This window comes from Prauserella alba, assembly GCF_024171735.1.
GTDB lineage: Bacteria > Actinomycetota > Actinomycetes > Mycobacteriales > Pseudonocardiaceae > Prauserella > Prauserella alba.
Genome location: NZ_JAMTCH010000006.1, coordinates 158,622 through 178,985, shown reverse-complemented (window position 1 = coordinate 178,985; position 20,364 = coordinate 158,622). Strand labels below are relative to the sequence as shown.

Sequence of the window (20,364 nt, the reverse complement as noted above, 5' to 3'; positions counted from 1 at the left end):
TGGCCGGCGGTGGCGGGTGAGGCTGTGGCCGGTGGTGGGTGAGCTGTGGCCGGTGGGGGTGAGCCGTGGCGTCGGCGGGTGCGGGTGCGGGTCAGGCTCCGCCGGTGGGAGCTCCGTCAGTGGCGGGTGATGCTGGAGCGCCGCACGACCAGTTCGGGCGCGAACTCCACGTTCTCGTGGACGTGCCGTTCGGCGCCCGCGATCTCACGGACCAGCAGTTCTGTCGCGGTGGCGCCCATCTGGGCGGCGGGCTGGCGGACGGATGTGAGCGGCACGGCGGCGGCCGCGGCGAAGTCGATGTCGTCGTAGCCGACGAGCGCGATGTCGTCGGGTACGGCGACGCCCGCCGCGACGAGGGTCTGGAGCACGCCGAGGGCGATGAGGTCGTTGGCGCAGAACACGCCCGTGGGGCGGGGGCTCAGTCCGAGCAGGCGGGAACCGGCGTCCCGGCCCGCATCGACGTCGAGGCGTTCGGTCTCGACGACCGTGACGGCGTCGTGGTCGACGCCCGCCTCGTCACAGGCCTGGAGGGCGCCGGTGCGCCGGTCGCGGCACTGGGGAAGGGACATCGGCCCGCTCAGGTAGGCGATGTCCCGATGGCCCTGTTCGAGCAGGTGGCCGACCGCGAGCCTGCCGCCGGTGACGTCGTCGACCGACACCGAGCACGCTTCGTCGCCGGAGGCGACGCGGTCGAGGAAGACGTACGGGATCCCGTGCCTGCGCAGCACGGAGAGCGACGTCGTGGAGCTGTCGGTGGGTGTCACGAGTGCGCCGCGGACCCGTTGTTCGGCGAACAGGCCCAGGTAGAACTCCTCCGCGGCGAGCTCCTGGGAGCTGTCGCACAGCATGACGCCGAGTCCGTCGGCACGGGCGGCCTGCTCGGCGCCGTGTGCCATGCCGACGAAGAACGGGTTGCGCATGTCCAGCACGAGCAGGCCGAGCATGCGACTCTGGCCCGCGCGCAGCTGACGGGCCGATTCGCTGCGTACGTAGCCGAGCTTCTCGACGGCCCGCATCACCCGCGTGTGCGTGTCGGCGGAGAGCAGTTCCGGATGGTTCAGGGCGTTGGACACCGTCGCGACCGACACGTCGGCGGCCCGGGCGACGTCCTTGATACTGACGCCACGGGAGCGGCTATCGGGTCGGTCCGCCACCCCGACTCCCGCCTGCAGTGCCGCGTTCGCGGCGGTGCGTGCCGGTGGATCCGTTCATGATCGGACGATAACTCATTTGAATCGTTTTCATCGCGATGCCGCGCCGGGCACATTCCGTGAGGCGGGCAACGTGCACACGACGAGGGTGACGCGGGCGCCCGTCGCCGCTCATCCCGTACCTCGATGAGCGGCCACGGGCGCCGCCCGCGCCATCCGCTGCCGTGCGGCCGACGCGCCCGGCGGTCGCGGGCTCGACGCGGCCGGCGAATGCCGCGCCGACGCGCCCGGCGGATGCCGCCGACCGGTGCTGCGGCGCTCGGGCCAGGGTGGTCGTGGGCGCCGCGTCACCCGCCGGCGGGTAGCCGCAGGCCCGTCTCCGCGTGGAAGGCGTGCACCTCGTCGGGGCTGGTGATGGCGACCGTGACGGTCTCGCCGAGCTTCGGTGGTGTGCGCCCGTCGGTACGGACGACGAACCGTTCCGGGTGCTCGCCGACCCGGACGGTGCCGTGGACGTAGGCGTCCGCGCCGAGCTCCTCGACGAGCTCCACCGTCATGGCCGCGCCGACCTCACCGGAACCGGCCAGCCGCAACGACTCCGGTCGTACACCCAGCGTCAGCGTGTCACCGGCCGCGGCGAGGGTGTCCCGGGGCAGCGGAACGCTGAGGCCGTCGAAGCGGGCGCCGTCGTCGACCACGGTCACGGTCTTGAGGTTCATCGCGGGCGATCCGATGAACCCGGCGACGAACGCGTTGGTCGGGCGTTCGTACAGGTTGCGCGGGGTGTCGCACTGCTGGAGGGTGCCGTCCTTGAGTACCGCCACGCGGTGTCCCATCGTCATCGCCTCGATCTGATCGTGGGTGACGTAGATCGTGGTGGTGCTGAGCCGGTCCTGGAGGGAGGCGATGTTGGCGCGGGTCTCGACCCGCAGTTTCGCGTCCAGATTGGACAGCGGTTCGTCCATGAGGAACACCGACGGCTCGCGGACGATCGCCCTGCCCATCGCGACCCGCTGGCGTTGCCCGCCCGAGAGGGCCTTCGGCTTGCGGTCCAGGTACGCGGTGAGGTCGAGCAGCTCGGCCGCCTGCCGCACCCGCTCTGCGATGGTCGCCTTCGATTCGCCTGCGAGTTTCAGCGCGAAGCTCATGTTCTCCGCGACCGTCATGTGCGGGTAGAGCGCATAGGACTGGAACACCATGGCGATGTCGCGGTCCTTCGCGGGAGTGTCGGTGACGTCCCTGTCGTCGATGTGGATGGCACCCTCGTCGATGTCCTCGAGACCGGCCAGCATGCGTAACGCCGTGGACTTTCCGGAACCCGACGGGCCGACCAGGACCAGGAACTCGCCGTCGGCGACGGTCAGGTCGAGCCGGTCGACCGCGCGCACCGGGGGCGAACCGGGGTACAGCCGGGATGCGTTCCGGTAGCTGACCTCTGCCATGGAAACCACCTTTCACCGTGGGCGCCGGGCACCTTCGGCCGGTCGCCGCGGAGATTGCCGTCCGGCCGCCGGTCGGCCGGACGTCGAAGGGCACCGCGCGGGCGGGTCATGCCGAGGCCAGACCCCGGACGGTGCCGAGCAGGATATGCGCGAGGTTGAACACGACCGCCCCCGCAGGCGCCGCGGTTGCCGCGTCCGTGGTCGACACGATCGTGACCAATGGTGTTCCGGCGTCGGTGGCCGCGGCGACGGCACCGTCCGCGACGGCCCGCACCGCGGGGTCGGCGGTGCCGCCGGGCCTGCCCATCGACACCGCGAGATCCGCGGGGCCGATCATCAGCGCGTCGACACCGTCGACGGCCGCGATGTCACCGGCCGCGGCGCACGCTGCCTCCGTTTCGAGCATCGGTACGACGAGCGTGGTCTCCGCCGCGTTCGCCAGATGCTCCTCGGCGCCCGCGGCGCCGAACGAACCGGCTCGCGAGTACGTCGCGAACCCCCGATCGCCGAGCGGGGGATACCGGGCCGCGGACACCGCACGCCGGGCCTGCTCCGGTGTGTCGACGTGCGGCACGACCACGCCGTCCGCGCCGAGATCGAGTACGCGCAACGTGAACGCGGGCTCGTCGTGGCCGACCCGGACGAGCACGCCGATGCCCCGTGCCTGGGCCGCTTGGATGTGCTGCTGCAGCGGAACCAGGTCGGCGGGGCCGTGCTCGCAGTCGACGAGCACGAAGTCGAGGCCGCCGATGCCACACAGCTCGACGAGATAGTCCGAGGGCATGCGCACCAGGCCGCCGCGCAGCCGGTCACCGGCCGACAGCCGCCGCTTGAGCTCCGATGTCGCGGTCATCGCGCCACCATCCCCGCCGACAGGTCGATGTCGGCGGCGCACAGCCCGGGCATCGCGAGCATCGACACGAGCGCCGTGGCGACCTCCTGCTCGGTCACCATGCGGCCGAGCGCTGCCCGTGAGACGAACGCGGCCTCCGCCTCCTCGTAGCTCGTGCCGGTCCGGTCGGCCTCCAGGCGGAAGTTGCGTTCCATCCGTGGCCCGGCGACGGGACCGGGGGAGAGCGAGTTGACGTTCACCCCCAGCGGGCCGACCTCCGCGGCGAGCGTGGTCGTGAGTCCCAGCACGGCCATTTTCGACGCACAGTACGGAGTCCGCCGGGCGAGGGGGCGTTTCCCGCTGACCGAGGCGATGTTCACGATGTCGCCGGATCGCCTCGCGAGCATGCCCGGCAGCATCGCCCGGCACATCAGGTACGTGCCGTGCACGTTGCCGGCGAACACCTCCGACCACTCGGCCGGTTCGATGTCGGTCAGCGGCTTCACGGGACCGGGTGTGCCCGCGTTGTTGACCAGGATCGACACGTCCTCGTCGGCGAGCTCGGCGGCCAACGCGGTCACCGATTCCGGGTCGGCGACGTCGACCGTGGCGGCGCGTCCCGGCGCCGCCAGTCCGGCAACGGTCTCCTCGACCTTCGCACGCGTCCGGCCCGCGGCGATCACTCGGCAGCCGTTGTCGGCCAGCGCGGTGCACATCGCCCGGCCCAGGCCGGACCCGCCGCCGGTGACCAACGCCGTCCTGCCCGACAGCACGTCCGTCATGTCCGCACCTCCGCCTGCGGGGCCCACGGCAGCGGCGCGTCGCCGTACTTGGCCGCACGCACGTCACCCGAGCGGGCGTGCCCTTCGAACAGTTCCACGCGGGCGGCCCTGCCGCAGACCTCGCCGAGCCGCGCGCTGGCGGACGGGTCGGTGACCTCCTGATACGTCACCGTCTTGAGGTACTTGCCGACCCAGAGACCGCCCGTGTAGCGGGCGGCACCCTTGGTGGGCAGCACGTGATTCGTCCCGCTGACCTTGTCGCCGTAGGACACGCACGTGCCCTCTCCCAGGAACAGTGCACCGTACTGGCTCATCCGGTCCAGTGCCTGCCGCGGATTCACGGTGAGGATCTGAACGTGCTCGCTGGCGTAGCCGTCGGCGACCTCGAACGCCTCGTCGAGCGAGTCCACGACGACGATCTCGCCGTGGTCACGCCACGCGGGCTCGGCGAAGTCCCGCGTGGGCATACCGGGCAGGAGCCGTTCCACGTGGTCGAGGACCGCGCGGCCGACCTCGGCCGAGGTGGTGACGAGTACGGCGGGAGAATCCGGCCCGTGCTCGGCCTGCGACAACAGGTCCACGGCGACGACGAACGGATCGGCGGTGCCGTCCGCGACGATGAGGATCTCGGTGGGGCCGGCGAACAGATCGATACCGACCTGACCGAACAGCTGCCGTTTGGCCTCGGCCACGTAGGCGTTGCCCGGCCCTGCGATCAGGTCGACTCGCGGCAGCGTCTCGGTGCCGACGGCCATGGCCGCCATCGCCTGCACTCCGCCCAGCAGATAGATCTCGTCGGCGCCCGCCATGTGCATCGCCGCGACCGTCGCCGCCGGGACCTCGCCGCGGATGGGCGGAGTGCAGGCCGCGACCCTGGGCACGCCCGCGACCTTCGCGGTCACGATCGTCATGTGGGCCGAGGCGGTCAGCGGATACCGGCCGCCCGGCACGTACGACCCGGCGGCCGCCACGGGGACGTGCCGGTGTCCGAGATGGACTCCGGGCAGCGTCTCGACCTCGACGTCGCGCATGGACTCGCGCTGGTGTCGGGCGAATCCGCGAACCTGGTCCTGCACGAACCGGATGTCTTCGATCACCTGGGCGGGGACACCGGCGACGATCCGTTCGACCTCGTCGGCGGTCAGCCGGAAGGACTCCGGCGACCATCCGTCGAACCGCTCGGAGTACTCGCGGACGGCGGCGTCGCCGCGGTCGCGGATGTCGGCGATGATCGTCGACACGCGTTCGGCGACGTCGGCGTCCTGCTCGGCGCCGGGCCGCCGGCTTGTCGGCGCTTTCACGAGCTCGGGCATGCGTTTCCTTCCACGGTGTTGCAACGGGTGAGCCAGTCGGTCAGGTGGTCGGCGACCTCGGCCGGTCGCTCGATGGGGAGCAGATGTCCGGCTCCCGGAAGGGCGTGCAGTTCGGCGCCCGGCACGGCGCCGGCGATCCGGCGGTGGAACTCGGGCGGGCACAACGCGTCGGCCGTGCCGCACAGCACCAGGGTCGGAACGGCGACCTCGGGCAATGACGCGGTGGCGTCGGTGCGGGTCGCTTGGGCGGCGAGCTGCCTGCGGAACGCCTCAGGTCCCACCTGTTCGGCCATCGCTGTGAACCGGCCGGCATGGTGCGCGGGCGGTTCGGGCGCCGCGAACATCGTCGGCAGGATCGAATCGCGGACGACCTCGGAGAAGCCGCCGCGGCGGGTCTGCGCGTCGAACGTCGCCCATCCGGTCCGTTGGGCCTTCGTCGGCGCACCCGCGTTCGTGGACATCGCAGCGAACGCCGTGACCCGCTCTGGTGCCTGTCGGAGCACTTCGAAGCCGACGATCGCACCGAGGCTCAGTCCGATGAGGACGAACGGCCCGTCCGAGGCGACGAGAACCTCCTCGGCCATCTCGGCGATGCTCGGTGCTGTCGGGACGACGTCCACCACCCGGGGTCCGAAGGAGTGCCGGACGTCGTCCCACAACGTGGCGTCGCAGAGCATCCCGGACACCGTGACAACGGGCGCGGAGTCCGTCATTCGCCGATCTTCCTCGGCACCAGCGCGTAGGGTGCGACGTAGCCGTTGTGGTCGATCGCGGTGCCGGCGTCGGCGGCGGCCTTGGTGACCTCGTCGTCCCACTGCAGCCGGACCCGGCCGTCGCCGCCGTTGATGACGAGCAGCGACGCGGTGTCGTCGCCGACGTTGCGGATGGAGCGCCAGGCGCCCCGCGGTACGGAGAGCATGTCCCACGGGCCGAGTCGTACCGTGACCTGGTCCTCGGAGTTGAGCGTGACCTCCCACTCGCCGTCCTTGGCGAGCAGGACCTGGGTCTCGTGGTGCCGGTGGCCGCGCATGCCGTTGCCCGGTTCGGCCCGCAGCCAGGCGACGTTGTGCCCGTGCGGGTTGTGAATGGGCGGCTCCTGGTCCCGGTCCTCGGTCATGCCGTACCCGATGACCAGGGCCAGCTCCGCGCCGCCTCCGGGCAGCAGGCTGTCGAGGAACGGTGCGGTGGAGTATTCGAGGTCACTGGGGGAGGCGATGCGCTTGCGCATCTTGTCCACCGAGTAGCTGCGCAGCTGTGCGATCTGCTCGGGCGCCATGGGCCGGACGAGTTCGTCGTCCTCCGGCGGTTCGTCACCGGCTTCGGTGTCGATGAGCTTGCTCTCGGTCGTGAGATGGAGCCCGTGGTCGGCCGCCTGTTGCAGCACCGACGGCCCCCAGATGATGCCGCCGGTGTCGTCGTGGCCGAGCGTGGTGAACAGCCAGCCGTCGTCCGGTCCGATGTTGGTGAATCCCCGGAAGATCCACGTCGGCATCGAGGCGATGTCGCCCTCGCGCAGCACGAGCTCGCCGTCCTTGCCGTCGGCGCCCCACCGCAGGAGGAACTCCCCGCGGAAGCAGTAGAAGACCTCGGCCGTGAAGTGCAGGTGCAGATTGTTGGTGATGCCGTTGGGCATCGCCGCCGCGCCGATGTTGTAGCCGTGCGGTTCGCGCAGGTTGACCACCTGGTCGGAATTCTGCGACACGCCCGGCCCGATCATCGCGTAGTTCTCCTTGCGATCCGATCCGGGCGTGCGGCAGTCGATGAAGGCCTGGTTGCAGGAGACGAAGTCACTGCGACGGATGGTGCGCCGGGCCGCCTCGTCCTCGGTCACCATCACGGGGTCACTGTGCACGGTCACATCCGATTGCTTCATACGTATGCACACTAGATGGACGGTGGTAGTGGTTGTCAACCGTCACCAGGGTCGGTTCTGCCGTGACCAGTGCGAGGACGTATGCTCGACCGCGACCGGAACGGGGAGGAAGACGTGGGGATCACCAGTCGCGATGTGGCACGGCTGGCGGGCGTGTCGCAGCCGACGGTGTCGAGGGCGCTGCGTGGGGATCCGCGGGTGTCCGAGGACACCGTGCGCCGGGTGCGGATGGCGGCCGAGGCCCTCAACTACGTTCCCAGTGAGGCGGGGCGGTCGCTGTCGACGCAGATCAGTCATCGCATCGGGGTCCTGGTCACCGACTTGACGAACCCGTTCTATCCGCATCTGGTCGGGCCGTTGCACGATGAACTCGAGCAGCTCGGCTACCGGATGATGCTCTTCACGGAACGCTCCGAAGCGACCGCGGCTGCGGAGCGGCTCGTGGATCGGTCCATCGACGGCCTCGTCCTGGCGACGTCCACGCTGGACTCCGGACTGCCGGCCGAGCTGGACCGGCGGCGGCTGCCGTTCGTGTATCTCAACCGGGAGGGGACGGTTCCGGCCGACGCGGTCGTCGTCGACAACCGGCGCGGCGGTGAGCTGGTCGCCGAGGAACTGGTCAAGGCCGGTCACACTCGCATCGGTGCGATCTTCGGGCCCGACAACACCAGCACCGGACGTGATCGGGAGATCGGGTTCCGGCAGGGACTGGCCGACGCCGGCATCGCGCTGCGTCCCGCGCATGTCCGGCACGGCCCGTTCGAGTTCGACACCGGAGCGCAAGCGCTGGCCGAGTTCCTGGGCGCCGACCCGGCGCCGACGGCGGTGTTCTGCGGGAACGACGTCGTGGCCATCGGCGTGATCGATGCGGCCCGCCGGCTCGGAGTCGGTATTCCGGAGCAGTTGTCGGTCGTGGGTTTCGACGACATTCCCATGGCGTCGTGGGCGAGTTTCGAGCTGAGCACGGTGCGGCACGACCTCGACGAGATGGCCCGTACCGCAGCCAGGCTCCTCGTCGCACGGGTCTCGGGCGACGACGCCGACCTCCACCCGAGCGGAGTGGACGGCAACGGTTCGGCGGGTCAGCGGCGGGTCACGCTCGAGCCGCACTTCGTGGCGCGCCGCACCCACGCCGAGCCGCCGCAGGTCTGATCGACCCGCCCGGCGTCGCGCTTACCTCAGGGTGCCGCCCGGCACGTACATACGAAGAATCACCTGTTCCTTGGTGATATCCCGTCGTGTTCAGCTCGATACGAGACGGTTCTTCGCTGGTCATCTCTTCTGATCCGATGCAGTCGGGATTCTGCAACAAGGTTTCGGCTGGGCATTGTCTCGCAGCTGTGAATACGCATACACTGCGCGGCACCCCGATCGCGCCGTTCTTCCGGCAGAGGAGGTCGACCTTCGATGGTGGCATCCACCGTCCCCCCACCGCGCAGGCGTTCCGGTTGGCGCAGACGTGCCGCACCGTACGCACATCTGGCGCCTGCGTTGCTGGCCATCGGACTGACGACGGTGTATCCGCTCGTCTCCGCGCTCATCACGAGTTTCCGGCACTGGCGGCTCAACGAGACGCGGGAGCCGGGTGAGTTCGTCGGGCTGGAGCAATACGAGCGAGCTTTCACCGACGGAACGTTCTACAACAGTGCCTGGGTCACGCTCGAGTTCACCGTGATCTCGGTCGTGCTGTCGGTCGGGCTCGGCCTCGGCATCGCGCTGATCCTCAACAATCGCACGAGGTTGAGCGCGTTCACCAAAGCGCTGCTGATCCTGCCGTTCGCGGTGGCACCCGCGTTGAAGGGCTTCTCGTGGCGCTTCATGCTCAACCCGGACACCGGTGTCTACGACAAGATGGTCGACACGGTGCTGCCGTTCTTCGACGACATCAACTGGCTCGGTGATCCGTTCTGGGCCTTGATGGTGCTGGCGCTGACGGAAGTCTGGGGCTGGGCGCCGCTGATCGCCTTGATGCTGCTCGGTGGACTCGGCTCGATCTCACCGGAGGTGCGAGAAGCGGCCAAACTCGACGGCGCGTCGCCGTGGCAGGAGTTCTGGCGCGTCACGTTCCCGCTGCTGCGGCCGCTACTGCTCGTCGTCGTCTTCCTCAAGGCTGTGTTCTCGGTGAAGATCTTCGACCAGGTCGTCACGACCACCGGCGGCGGCCCCGGCCGCGCGACGGAGAGCATGAACTTCTTCGCCTACTCGCAGGGCTTCACCTTCCTCGACATCGGATACGCCTCGGCCGTGTCCTGGGTGATCGTCCTCGTGCTCGGGGTGCTGGCTGCCCTCTATCTGATCGCGATGGCCAGGCAGGAGGCGAAATGACCGACATGGCAGTGAAACGTGAGCCGGCGGCCGCCCCGGTGGAGCCGCCTCCGCCGCGGCGGAGGCGAAAGCGGAGTGCCTGGTCGGCCGCCGGGTCCGCGGCGAGGGTGACGGCCACCATGGCGATCCTCTTCTTCGTGCTGTTCCCGATCGTGTGGATGGCGCTGACGGCGTTCAAACCCGCACGCGACGCCTTCTCGACGGCGCTCGTGTTCACCCCGAGTCTCGAGAACTTTTCCGCCGTCCTCGGTGGACAGAGTGACCTGACGGGAGCGCTGCTCAACAGCGTCCTGATCGGTGCGGCTACGACCGTGATCGCCGTACCGTTGGCGCTGCTCGCGGCCTATGCGTTCTCCCGCTATCGGTTCCCGGGGCACCGTTCCATGTTGCTGGCGATCGTGGCGACGCAGTTCATCCCCGGCGTGGCGATCGCGCTGCCGTTCCTCACGCTGTTTCGCAGCCTGGGCCTCATCGACACCCACCTTGCACTGGTGATCGTGAACCTCTCGATCGTGGTCCCCTACATCACGTGGCTGTTGAAGGGCTTCGTCGACAGTCTGCCGGTCGAGATCGAGGAGGCGGCCCGCATCGACGGCTGTGGTCAGGTCTCACTGCTCTGGCGGGTGATCACTCCGTTGGCGGCACCTGGCATCTTCGTATCAGCGGTCTTCTCGTTCCTGCTCGCATGGAACGAGTTCCTGTTTCCGACGTTCCTGTCGCGTTCGGACGCCACGACGTTGCCGGTGGCGTTGATGACGCTCGTACTTCCCGAAGGCGTCGCATGGGGACAGATGGCGGCCGCGGGCCTGCTGGTGATGGCACCGATGTTGGTGATGGCATTCCTCGTCCGGAAGCACTTCACCGAGGGCATGACGATGGGAGCCGTGAAATGAGGCGTATGCGATGGACCGCGAGGGCGGTGCTGGCGCTCGGCGTCACGGCAGTGTTGCTGGCGACGGGCTGCACGGCAGGACCTGGTGAGCAGAAGCTGTCCGAACTGGTCGCCGACGCACCGGTGGGGCAGAAGGGGCTGCTCGAGGGCAAGCCCTACGACGGGACACACATCCGGTTGCTCAGCTGTTGCAAGACCACGGCACAGTTCGCGGCGCTGCAGCAGCGGACCGGCGAGGAGTTCACGAAGAAGACCGGAATCACGGTGGAGTGGGCCAACATTCCGTACGAGTCGTACCTCCAGCAGATCGTGGCTGAGACTGCCGTCGGCGGTGGAACCTACGATCTGGTGGTGTGGCCGGATGCCTACGGCGCCTCGGCGAAGATCGGCCTGCAGCCGCTGCACACGATGCTGAAACGTTCGGGACGTTCCATCGAGGAATTCCCGGCGCCCTTCCAGGACGCGGCCCGTGCCGGTGACGAGCACACCGTGTACGGCCTGCCGTTCCGCGGATTCTCGTACAACTACTTCTACCGCGAGAGCGAGTTCGAGCGGCGCGGGATGGAACCCGCGGAGACGTGGTCGGAGTTCGGTGCGCAGCTGGACGAGCTCGACGGAGCGAGCGGCCGGTCGGCGCTGGCGGGGCAGTACGGCCGCAGTGGTGGCCAGAACCTCTACACGTGGCTGGCGATGCTCTGGAGCAACGGCGGTGAAGTGCTGGACGACGCCGGCGATCCCGCGTTCACGAGTCCGGAGGCGGTCGAAGCGACCCAGCGGTACATCGACCTGCTTCGCAACGGTCACAGCCCGCCGGCGTCGGTCAACTGGACGGAGACCGACGCGACCCAGGCCTTCGAACAGAATCGCAGCAACTCGGTGTTCACCTGGGGCTGGCAGATGGACGACTTCACCGATCCGGACAAGGTGCAGCCGGAGGTAGCCGAGGACATCGGGGTTGCGCCGCTGCCGGGTTGGGACGGGGAACCGGCCGTCACGTACGGCTACACGTGGCTGATGGGTGTGCTCAACACGTCTGACAATCAGGGCGCCGCATGGGAGTACCTGAAATGGCTCACTCATCCCGACACCGAGCGGGACGTCGCGTTGGACAAGTCCGACCCGGCCACGGCGACCAGCGTGGTGGTGCACACCGAGAACATGCGAGACGACGCGGTGAACAAGGCCAATCACGGACTTCCCCGCCTGCAGGAACGCGCCTTGCGCAGGGCCAGGACGGTCCCGATGACCATCGACTGGCCCCAGATTCAGGACGTGCTCGAGGTGGCGATCAACGAGATGGCGCACGGCGCCGATGTGCCCAGACGGCTCGAGCGCGCGGCCGACGAGGTGCAGACGTTGCTGGACCGTGGCCGGGCGGGAGGAGAGTCATGACGGAACGCACGACGACGGAGCGTTGGCCGGACTCGGTCGCCTACGCACCGTACCGGGATCCCGAGGAGTTCATCGTCGAGTGGACCGACCGCATCTGGGTACGCCGCGCGGTCGGTTCGATCCGGGACAACTACGCGTCCGACGCGGTGGTCCACGGGGCCTACGGCACGGTCCGCGGTGTCGAACCGGTCGTGCGTTCGACGCTGACGAAGATCGCGGCCTACCCGGACCGGGTGGGGCAGGCGGAGGACGTGGTGTGGGAGCGGCGCGGCGAGGACGCGTTCCTGAGCTCGCACCGGGTGTACAGCTCGGGTACCCACACCGGCGTCTCGGCCTACGGTCCCCCGACGCACCGCCCGTTCTCGTCGCGCACCATCGCGACGTGCCTCTATCGCCGCGGCGTCATGGAGTACGAATGGGTCGTGCGGGACGAATACGCCGTCGTGGAACAGCTCGGTCTCGACCCGGACGCGGTGGCGCGGGAACTGGCGTTTCCCGGTTGGCCGGACCGCGCGCCGCTGCCGGACGTGCTGGCGGCGGGTGAGACGGGGCCGCGGCCGGACCTGCACCGGGCCGAGTGCGAGCACGCTCTCGGGCTGATCGAGCGGGTGTGGAACCAGCGCATGCTCGACGAGGTGACCCACTTCGTCGCGCGGGACGTCACGTGTGACATCTCGCGTGGCCGCACGCTGACCCGGCCGGACGGATACCAGCGCGGGCTGCTCGCACTCCTCGCGCCCGTGCCGGACGGGCAGTTCGAGGTCAGGGACGTGGTCGCGCACGCGTCGGCGCCGCACGGTGGTGTCCGGGTGGGGGTCGTCTGGTGGTTCGAAGGAACGTACTACGGCGCGCCCGCCTACGGTCCGACGACGGGGACGCCGGTGCGCCTGCTCGGGTCGTCGCAATTCCTGTTCCGGGAGGGCAGGATCGTGCGGGAATGGCGGGTCTACGACGAACTCTCGGTCATGGCTCAGATCGCACGGTCGCGCGGCGACGAGCCGTCATGACCGGCTGAGCAGCATGCGCTGGGCGAGCCGGGCGAGCTCGCGGCTCGCGGGCGAGAGCACCTCGCCTTCCCTGCTGACCAGTGCGATCGTCTCGTGGAGCGGTTCGGCGAACTCGACCGTGTGCACCGACGGCGGGCACACCGAACTCTCCGCGACCGCTCTCGACACGATCGTGTCACCGATGCCGCGTGCGACGAGCGCGAGAGCGGATTCGACATGCTCGACCTCGATCCACGGCTCGAGTTTGACACCGGCCACCTGGGCGCGTTCCGCGAGCTGCCTGCGCGTCGGATCGGCCCAGCCGTAGTGCGCGTCGTAGAGGATCAGCCGCGACCTGCCGAGCCCGGCGGTCGTCACCGGCTCGGCCACGCGTGCCGGATCGGCGCTGGCGTACCGGACCTCGTCGCGCAGCAGAGGCGTGACGTCGAGGCCCTCGTCGTCGATGGGGAGCACGACCAGGCCCGCCTCCACGGTGCCTGCGGCGACGGCCGAAGCCACTTCGACCGAGTTTAGGCCGATCAGCCGGATCCGAACCTCGGGATAGTTGTCGTGGAACTGCTCGGCCAGGTCGGACAGGAGGTAGTAGGCGGCGTTGCGCAGCAGGCCGAACGTCGCGACGCCACCGCGGAGGGAGCGGACGGACCGCAGCGCCTGTTCGGCCCCGTCGGCCGCGGCGACGGCGCGTTCGGCGAAAGGGAGCAGTGCCGAACCCGCGGCCGTGAGGACGAGCCGCCTCCCGCCGCGCGAGAACACGGGCGTGCCGTGCTCGTCCTCGAGTTTCCGGATCAGTTCCGACACGGAGGCCTGCGTGATGTCCATCCGTGCGGCCGCGGCCGTGAACGAGCCGGTCCGCACTGCCTCCAGGAACGCGCGAAGCTGTTTCAATGTCACAGGGAAACCCTATCGGAAGGTCAAGATTGCATGGGGTTGTCCTTTGGTTACGCCGTATCTAGCGTCGACCGCATGAGATTCAGTTCTTCACGACTGGCCGAACTGGACGGTGCCTACCGCCTGCTGAAGGAACCCGTCGACCGGCCACCCGCCCAACGGGATCCGGCCGTCGCCGATCGCGTGTCGGAGATGTTGTCCGAGATCGAGCGCGGCGGGATGGACGCGGTGCTGCGGTACGCCAGTGAACTCGACGGCTCGGAAGGCGGTGACGTCGAACTGGGTGCGGGCGAGCTGGCCCGCTCGGGTGACGAGCTGCCGAAGGAGGTGCGGGCCGGCCTCGAACTCGGCGCCGAGCGCACCCGCGCGTTCGCGCTCGCCCAGCGCGCCCACCTCGTCGACTTCGAGACCGAGCTCGCGCCCGGGCTGGTCACGGGCCACCGCTACGTGCCCGTCGAACGCGTCGGCGCCTACCTTCCCGCGGGCCGGTTTCCGTTGCTCGCCAGCGCATTCATGACCGCGGGTGTCGCCAAGGCCGCGGGGGTTCCCACGGTGCTGGCGTGCAGCCCGCCGGGACCGGACGGCCGGGCGCACCCCGCCGTGCTGTACTCGGCATATCTGTCCGGTGTGGACCGTGCGTACGCGCTCGGTGGCGTTCAGGCGCTGGCCGCGATGGCGTTCGGGCTGCTCGGTGAGCCCGAGGTGGACATGATCGTAGGGGCGGGGAACGCCTATGTCGCCGAGGCGAAACGCCAGCTGTTCGGCACGGTCGCGATCGACCTGCTCGCCGGCCCTTCCGAGGTGGCGGTGATCGCCGACGAGACCGCCGATCCGGAGTTGGTCGCCGCCGACCTGCTGGGACAGGCCGAGCACGGGGTCAACTCGCCGGCCGCGCTCGTCACGACGTCGCAGCGGCTCGGCGAGCAGGTGATCGCCGAGGCCGACCGCCAGCTCGCGACATTGGCGACCAGCGAGGTCGCGGGACCTGCCTGGCGCGATCACGGCTCGGTCACCTGGGCCAAGGACGAGGCCACGGCGGTCGCGCTGATGGACGATCTGGCTCCCGAACATCTGGAGGTCCACACCGCCGACGACGCGTACTACCACGGCGCGCTCCGCAACTACGGATCACTGTTCCTCGGACCGTGGAGCACCGTGGCCTATTCGGACAAGGGCATGGCCGGCACGAACCACGTGCTGCCGACCGCGGGCGGGGCCAAGCACAGCGCCGGCCTGTCGGTCTCGCGGTTCCTGAAGCTGCTCACGTACCAGCGGGTGAGCCGTGAGGCGACGCCGCTGCTGGCCGAGGCAGTGGACGCGATCTCCGACTACGAAGGCATGGCGGCCCACCGGAAGACAGCGACCGTGCGACTGGAGCGTTACCGTTCCGGGCAGGAGGAGTCATGAGCAAGGAAGCCGAGAATCACGACAGCACCGCGGAGTCGACCGGCGGTCGGTCCACATCGGATGCGAAGACGGCGACGGGGACGACGTCGCCGGGCGCCGGTGCGTTCTCCGGTGGCGACGGCCGGGGGAGGACCGGCGTGCCGTCGAGCCCGCCGGGGACCATGGCTCCGAGGCGCCGGACGATGCCCGTCGATCACGCCATCGCGGTGAATCCGGGGTACGGCGTCGACGCGCCGAACGTGGTGCACGGTGAACGCCGGCAGTCGCTGCAGGGCTTCGAGGACACCTACACCGACATCGTCGACTACATCGTCCGCATCACTCACCGCATCTGGGAAGACCAGGACGTGGGTTACATCTACGACACCTACGCGCCAGGCTGCCGCCTCTACGACGACAGCGGTGTCCACTTCGGCGTCGAACAGCTCGTCGCCGGCACGATGCAGAGCATCAACGCGTTCCCGGACTGCCGGCACTACGCCGACGACGTGATCTGGGCTGGTACCGACACGGAAGGTTTCGTCACGTCGCATCGGGCGATCAACATCGGCCACCACACCGGTCCGTGGCGTTGGGGCGAGCCGACCGGCCGCAAGCTCGAGACCTGGGTCATGGCCAACTGCGTGGTGCGTGACAACGAGATCTACGAGGAGTGGGTCCTCTACAACACCGCGGCGAAGTTGCAGCAGCTCGGCATCGACGTGCTCGCTGCGGCGCGGGAGTACGGCAACTCCAAGGACTTCCCCGGCCTGGCTGAGCGTGGGTTCGCCGAGACCGACCGGATCGAGGGCGGGCGCAAGCCGATGCCGTACCCCGACCCTTCGACGCCCGGCTTCGACGTCGAGCACGAGGTGCGCAGGCTCTTCCACGACGTGTACAACCGGCGCGACCTCAGCGCCGTCGACCGCATCTATGCGCGGACCGTGCGCTGGCACGGGACGACCAACCGCACCGGTTACGGGCGTTCGGACGTACGCGGCATGGCGCGCAACCTCCTGGCGACGTTCCCGGACATGGGTGTTCGGGTCGACGAGGTGTACTGGATGGGCAACGACGTCGACGGTTACAGCGTGTCGGTGCGCTGGAGTGGTTCCGGTACCCACCGCGGTTACGGTCTGTACGGGACCCCGACCGGCAGGCGGGTGCACCTCTGGGGCATGTCGCAGCTCTACTTCTCCCAGGGGGAGATCGTCGAGGAGTGGTCGTTGTTCAACGAGTTCGACGTCCTCGCCCAGCTGCTGCGGGACGGCCCGGGCGAGTGACCAGGGTCGCGTGCGCCGAGTTCGCGCCGGTCGTCGGCGATCCAGTCGGCAACCGCAGGCGGGTCGCCGACTGGATCACCAGGGCCCGCGAGCAGGGTGCGGACCTCGCCGTGCTTCCGGAGCTGGCGACGTCGGGCTATGTGTTCGCCGACACGGCGGAGGCACGAGCAGCGGCGATGGCCGCGGACGACGTGACGCTGGCCGAATGGGCGCGTGTCGCGGGTGAGATGAGCGTCGTCGCCGGGTTCTGCGAGCTCGGCGACGACGGTGCCCTCTACAACAGCGCCGTGGTGCTCCACGGTGGACGGGTGCAGGCCGTGTATCGCAAGACGCACCTGTGGGATCGTGAACGGCTCGTCTTCCGGCCGGGTGCGGAGCCGGCGCCGGTCGTCGAGGTAGCCGGCCGCCGGGTGGGGGTGCTGATCTGCTACGACCTGGAATTCCCCGAGATGCCGCGGTCGCTCGCCTTGCGCGGCGCGGAGCTGCTCGTCGCCCCGGTGAACTGGCCGGTGGTGCCGCGGCCCGAGGGGGAGCGGCCGCCGGAGGTCGTCCAGGCGATGGCCGCGGCCCGGACGAACCGGGTGTTCATGGCCGTGTGCGACCGAGGAGGAACCGAACGCGGACAGGAATGGACCCGCGGCACGGTCGTCATCGACGAAGCGGGGTGGATCGTGGCGGGCGGGGACGCCGCCACCGGCGAGGAGCGCCTGGTCGTCGCCGACCTGACCTTGTCCCGGGCACGGAACAAGGCGATCTCGGCGCACAACGATGTGTTGTCGGACCGCAGGCCGGAGCTGTACGGGTACCCGGATGCGCGGGGCATGTCCGCAGGATGAGGTCCACGGCGGCTCGTGACCTCTCGGACGTACGGGACCGCGGCGCTCCGAACACGGTCGGTGCGCCGCGGTCCCGCGAACCGGGCGACCCGGTTCCCCGATGCTCCGTGACGGTCACTGCTCGTCGTTCATGTTCACTTCCTTGTTGACGTCGCCCAGCGACTTGATGAACTCGATCGAGCTCTTGGACAGGAATCCGCGAGCGCCGTAGCCCGGGTCCGTCAGGGTCTTGACGATGGACTCGAATCGCGCCGCGCCTTGGTCACCGAGCACCCTCGTCAGGTCGGGCTTGCCCATGCCCGCGTACTGATCGAACCTGTCGAGGATGATCCGGTGCTCGGCAGGCCGCGCGTGGGGCAGCTTGTCGGCGATCGTTTGCTCGAGGTTCTCCTTGGCATAGCGCACCATCTTGTCGGCGGGCGGTTCGTGCCCGGGCTTGAGGGAGGTATCGCCATCGGGTTTGCCGCCACCGTCCGGCGTCCCCGAACCGTTGCCGCCGCCGTTGCCGGCATTTCCTGTGCCGTTGCCGTTGTTTCCTGTGCCGGAGCCAGCGTTGGAGTTGCCGGCACCGCCTCCGGGTGGGCCACCGCCGTCCAGTGTGGACGATATGGATCCGTTGCCGCCGGGGCTGCTTCCGTTCGAACCCGGCGCGTTCGAACCGGCCGGTGAACCGGAGCCGGGCCGGGGAGACGTGTCCGGCGTGAAGTACTCGGTGCCTCCGCTGGAAGGGCTGCTGCCCGCGTCCGGTTTGGGCACGTTGGTGTCGACGGTGAGGTCCGGCTTCGGGGGTTTCGTACCGCCGCCGGGATTGCCTGCAGGACCGCCGCCGGGATTCGGGGTGCTGCCGCCGTTCGTACCGGCATTGTCGCCGGGGTTGTTGCCCCCCGGCGTGCTCGTGTCACCGTTCGCCCTGCCGCTGCCGCTGCCGCTGCCGCTGCCGCTGCCGCTGCCGCTGCCGCTGCCGCTGCCGCTGCCGCTGCCGCCCGGTGTGGGGTTCGATCCGCCGGTGGCCGCATCGTCGAAGGCCTTGGCGGCGTCGTCGCCGATCTTGCCCGTCTCGTCGACATTGGCGCGGCTCTTGGTGAGCTTCTGGGTGAGCTTGGCGATCTGCACCCCGATCTTCGCCATCGTGATGCCGACGGTCGCGGCTACCGTACCGAGGAAGATCGGAATCGACGCGCCGAAGGTGAAGGGCATGGCCGCGGCGGCCGCGAATGCGCCCGCGATGATACCGCCGAGGACGCCGGCGATGATGTCGCGGATGACGCCGCGGAACGCGCCCACCAGACCGCCGGCGATGCCCATCTGCTGCGACGCCGAATCGACGTACTTTCCGAGCGAGTCCAGGTGGGCCTTCAGGCCCTCCATGTCCTTGGTGAAGGCGTCGGCCGCCGCGCCCCGCCACGATTTTCTCAGCTCCTCCAGAGCTTTCCGGTGATCCTCCGCCCACTCGGAGAGCTTCTTGCGCTCGGCGTCGATGGCTTCCTGCGCGGCTCCGATGCCGACGGGATCGCCCATCAACATGTCGAGCGGAACCCGGAACGGCGTCACGTGGTCGATGAGCCAGCCGATGGCGGCCGAGACGAGGCTGCCGACCGGGTCTATCGCCAGTCCCAGGGTGTCGAGTGCCAGCCCGGTGGCGCCCAGGCCGATCGCCACGTCGTTGCGCTCGTCGACGCCGACGCTCAGCGTGTTGGCCGAGTCCATGATGCCGGCGCCGCTGAGCATGTCCTTCTTGCCCAGCGTTTCCTGCGGGTCGTGCCAGAAGTCGCCCGGCTGGTAATCCCCGCTCATACCTTGTGCTCCGAGATCGAACCGGCCACGTCCTCGTCCTGCTGCAGGTAGGTCTGCTTGGCCTTGTCGAGCTTCTCGCGGAGCGCTCCGACCGAGGCGGCGTAGCTGGTGAACTGATCCCGCGCCTTGCCACAGTGGATGGTGGCACCGAGACCGAAGATCTGGCCGACGGCGCCGAACAGGCCGGGATCGGCGACACAGCCGCCGATCATCTCGGCGGTCCCGCGGAGATCGTCGGCGAGTTGGTCCAGATGCCTGCCGAAGACGTCGAACGCCTCCGGATCGTCCACTTCGTACCCACTGCTCACCAGGGATTCACCTCATCGTCATCTGCGTCGTCCCGTGCGGGCCTGCGGCGGGGTGCGGGCCCGGGCGGCGGGGGCGGTGGTGCCGCGGACCCCGGTGTCTGCGGTTGCGTGTCCGGTTCGGGAGGTTCGGCGAACGCGGCGCGGTCCGTCCCGGACGCGGCCGCGGGGTCGGTGGGCAGGAATCCCTGCATCATCTCGAGCACCTCGCCGCCGCCCATGATCGACTCCACCGAGCCCGCGACCGCCTGCGCGGTCTGCCGCTGCGCCTCCCGGACGGTGTCCATGATGGTCGTCGTGAGCCGTGCCTCGCCGAGCTCGCAGGCCCGTTTGCCGAGCTGGATGTTGCGCAGGGCGCCGTTCGGGGCCAGTGAGACGGTGACCGCACCGTCGCGCGAACTCACCGTCGCGGCCGCGGCCGAGAACGCGTCCTGCAGCTCGGCCGCCCGTTGCTGCATCTCGACGGCCTGCCGTTCGACGTAGTGCTGGAGGTCCTCGCCGGGCCTCAGATTCGGATTCGGCTCCACACCCTGCTCCTTCGAATACGTTGGGCCGTTTGAACCGGTTACCGGAACGCTTCCTCCGTGCTGGCGATGAACGCGACCCGTCTCGACGCCGCAACGACTTCCCGGACCGCTCCGACTCCCGGTGCTGCTCTGCTTCCGGTGCTGCTCTGCTTCCGGTGCTGCTCTGACAAGGGCAGCCCGGCTCGCGACGAGCGAGCATCCGACACCCGCGAGATGTCGGATGCAGTCCAATGAGGAGGCGACGATGCCACCGGCAACCTATCGGCAGCACCTCGCGCCGGTCCAGAACCCCCGCACAGTCCGATCGATGTGCGCTCATATGAGCGCTGGCGAAGC

The 20,364-nt window shown here is 69.3% G+C and carries 19 protein-coding genes; 8 read left to right on the top strand and 11 right to left on the bottom strand.

Annotation, left to right across the window (positions count from 1 at the left end; translation table 11 throughout):
- Nucleotides 1-116: 116 nt before the first annotated feature.
- The 7 genes from LY12_RS20800 to LY12_RS20770 form a co-directional block, all read right to left on the bottom strand.
- Entirely contained in the window at nt 117-1,154 is a 1,038-nt protein-coding gene (locus tag LY12_RS20800; protein WP_253859080.1) for a LacI family DNA-binding transcriptional regulator, read from the bottom strand.
- 344 nt (nt 1,155-1,498) lie between these two features.
- On the bottom strand, nt 1,499-2,593 hold the full coding sequence (locus LY12_RS20795; protein ID WP_253859079.1) for an ABC transporter ATP-binding protein: 1,095 nt from the start codon (nt 2,591-2,593) through the stop codon (nt 1,499-1,501).
- A gap of 106 nt (nt 2,594-2,699) precedes the next feature.
- On the bottom strand, nt 2,700-3,446 hold the full coding sequence (locus LY12_RS20790) for an HpcH/HpaI aldolase family protein (protein WP_253859078.1): 747 nt from the start codon (nt 3,444-3,446) through the stop codon (nt 2,700-2,702).
- Nucleotides 3,443-4,207: an SDR family NAD(P)-dependent oxidoreductase gene (locus LY12_RS20785; protein WP_253859077.1), complete on the bottom strand. Its 765-nt coding sequence runs from the start codon at nt 4,205-4,207 to the stop codon at nt 3,443-3,445. The genes LY12_RS20790 and LY12_RS20785 overlap by 4 nt, the downstream gene beginning before the upstream one ends.
- The gene (gene hisD / locus LY12_RS20780) at nt 4,204-5,520 is read right to left on the bottom strand and encodes a histidinol dehydrogenase (protein ID WP_253859076.1); all 1,317 of its coding nucleotides are present in this window, start codon (nt 5,518-5,520) and stop codon (nt 4,204-4,206) included. Before hisD (LY12_RS20780) ends, LY12_RS20785 begins: the two co-directional genes overlap by 4 nt.
- Nucleotides 5,505-6,233, bottom strand: coding sequence for an alpha/beta fold hydrolase (locus LY12_RS20775; RefSeq protein WP_486352048.1), 729 nt, complete (start codon nt 6,231-6,233; stop codon nt 5,505-5,507). The genes hisD (LY12_RS20780) and LY12_RS20775 overlap by 16 nt, the downstream gene beginning before the upstream one ends.
- The gene (locus LY12_RS20770) at nt 6,230-7,393 is read right to left on the bottom strand and encodes a cupin domain-containing protein (protein WP_253859074.1); all 1,164 of its coding nucleotides are present in this window, start codon (nt 7,391-7,393) and stop codon (nt 6,230-6,232) included. Before LY12_RS20770 ends, LY12_RS20775 begins: the two co-directional genes overlap by 4 nt.
- Nucleotides 7,394-7,507: 114 nt before the next feature.
- Here LY12_RS20770 and LY12_RS20765 point away from each other — a divergent pair, with 114 nt between their 5' ends.
- The 5 genes from LY12_RS20765 (at nt 7,508) to LY12_RS20745 (ending at nt 13,009) form a co-directional block, all read left to right on the top strand.
- On the top strand, nt 7,508-8,545 hold the full coding sequence (locus tag LY12_RS20765) for a LacI family DNA-binding transcriptional regulator (protein ID WP_253859073.1): 1,038 nt from the start codon (nt 7,508-7,510) through the stop codon (nt 8,543-8,545).
- Between the two features lie 255 nt (nt 8,546-8,800).
- Nucleotides 8,801-9,718, top strand: coding sequence for a carbohydrate ABC transporter permease (locus tag LY12_RS20760; RefSeq protein WP_253859072.1), 918 nt, complete (start codon nt 8,801-8,803; stop codon nt 9,716-9,718).
- A 119-nt stretch (nt 9,719-9,837) separates the two neighbouring features.
- Nucleotides 9,838-10,611, top strand: a complete 774-nt coding sequence (locus LY12_RS20755; protein WP_253859071.1) for a carbohydrate ABC transporter permease — start codon at nt 9,838-9,840, stop codon at nt 10,609-10,611.
- Nucleotides 10,612-10,616: 5 nt separating this feature from the next.
- Entirely contained in the window at nt 10,617-12,002 is a 1,386-nt protein-coding gene (locus LY12_RS20750; protein ID WP_253859070.1) for an ABC transporter substrate-binding protein, read from the top strand.
- Complete coding sequence (locus LY12_RS20745; RefSeq protein WP_253859069.1) at nt 11,999-13,009, top strand: nuclear transport factor 2 family protein; 1,011 nt, start codon at nt 11,999-12,001, stop codon at nt 13,007-13,009. The genes LY12_RS20750 and LY12_RS20745 overlap by 4 nt, the downstream gene beginning before the upstream one ends.
- On the opposite strand, the gene LY12_RS20740 is transcribed toward LY12_RS20745, so the two are convergent.
- Nucleotides 13,004-13,900: a LysR family transcriptional regulator gene (locus tag LY12_RS20740; RefSeq protein ID WP_253859068.1), complete on the bottom strand. Its 897-nt coding sequence runs from the start codon at nt 13,898-13,900 to the stop codon at nt 13,004-13,006. The two genes, LY12_RS20745 and LY12_RS20740, sit on opposite strands and share 6 nt — an antisense overlap.
- Before the next feature lie 72 nt (nt 13,901-13,972).
- On the opposite strand from LY12_RS20740, the gene hisD (LY12_RS20735) reads away from it, so the two are divergent.
- From hisD (LY12_RS20735) to LY12_RS20725, 3 genes are read left to right on the top strand one after another with little or no spacing between them, the layout of a single operon-like run.
- Entirely contained in the window at nt 13,973-15,304 is a 1,332-nt protein-coding gene (gene hisD / locus LY12_RS20735; RefSeq protein ID WP_253859067.1) for a histidinol dehydrogenase, read from the top strand.
- Nucleotides 15,301-16,566, top strand: coding sequence for an ester cyclase (locus LY12_RS20730; RefSeq protein ID WP_253859066.1), 1,266 nt, complete (start codon nt 15,301-15,303; stop codon nt 16,564-16,566). Before hisD (LY12_RS20735) ends, LY12_RS20730 begins: the two co-directional genes overlap by 4 nt.
- Nucleotides 16,563-17,402, top strand: a complete 840-nt coding sequence (locus tag LY12_RS20725) for a nitrilase-related carbon-nitrogen hydrolase (protein ID WP_253859065.1) — start codon at nt 16,563-16,565, stop codon at nt 17,400-17,402. The genes LY12_RS20730 and LY12_RS20725 overlap by 4 nt, the downstream gene beginning before the upstream one ends.
- A gap of 114 nt (nt 17,403-17,516) precedes the next feature.
- Here the strand turns inward: LY12_RS20725 and LY12_RS20720 are convergent, their stop codons facing one another.
- From LY12_RS20720 to LY12_RS20710, 3 genes are read right to left on the bottom strand one after another with little or no spacing between them, the layout of a single operon-like run.
- Complete coding sequence (locus LY12_RS20720; protein ID WP_253859064.1) at nt 17,517-19,196, bottom strand: WXG100 family type VII secretion target; 1,680 nt, start codon at nt 19,194-19,196, stop codon at nt 17,517-17,519.
- Nucleotides 19,193-19,504 (bottom strand): hypothetical protein, encoded by a 312-nt coding sequence (locus LY12_RS20715; RefSeq protein ID WP_253859063.1) that lies wholly within the window; start codon nt 19,502-19,504, stop codon nt 19,193-19,195. Before LY12_RS20715 ends, LY12_RS20720 begins: the two co-directional genes overlap by 4 nt.
- A complete protein-coding gene (locus tag LY12_RS20710) occupies nt 19,501-20,028 on the bottom strand; it encodes a YbaB/EbfC family nucleoid-associated protein (RefSeq protein WP_308292153.1) in 528 nt (175 codons plus the stop codon). Before LY12_RS20710 ends, LY12_RS20715 begins: the two co-directional genes overlap by 4 nt.
- Between the last annotated feature and the right edge of the window lie 336 nt (nt 20,029-20,364).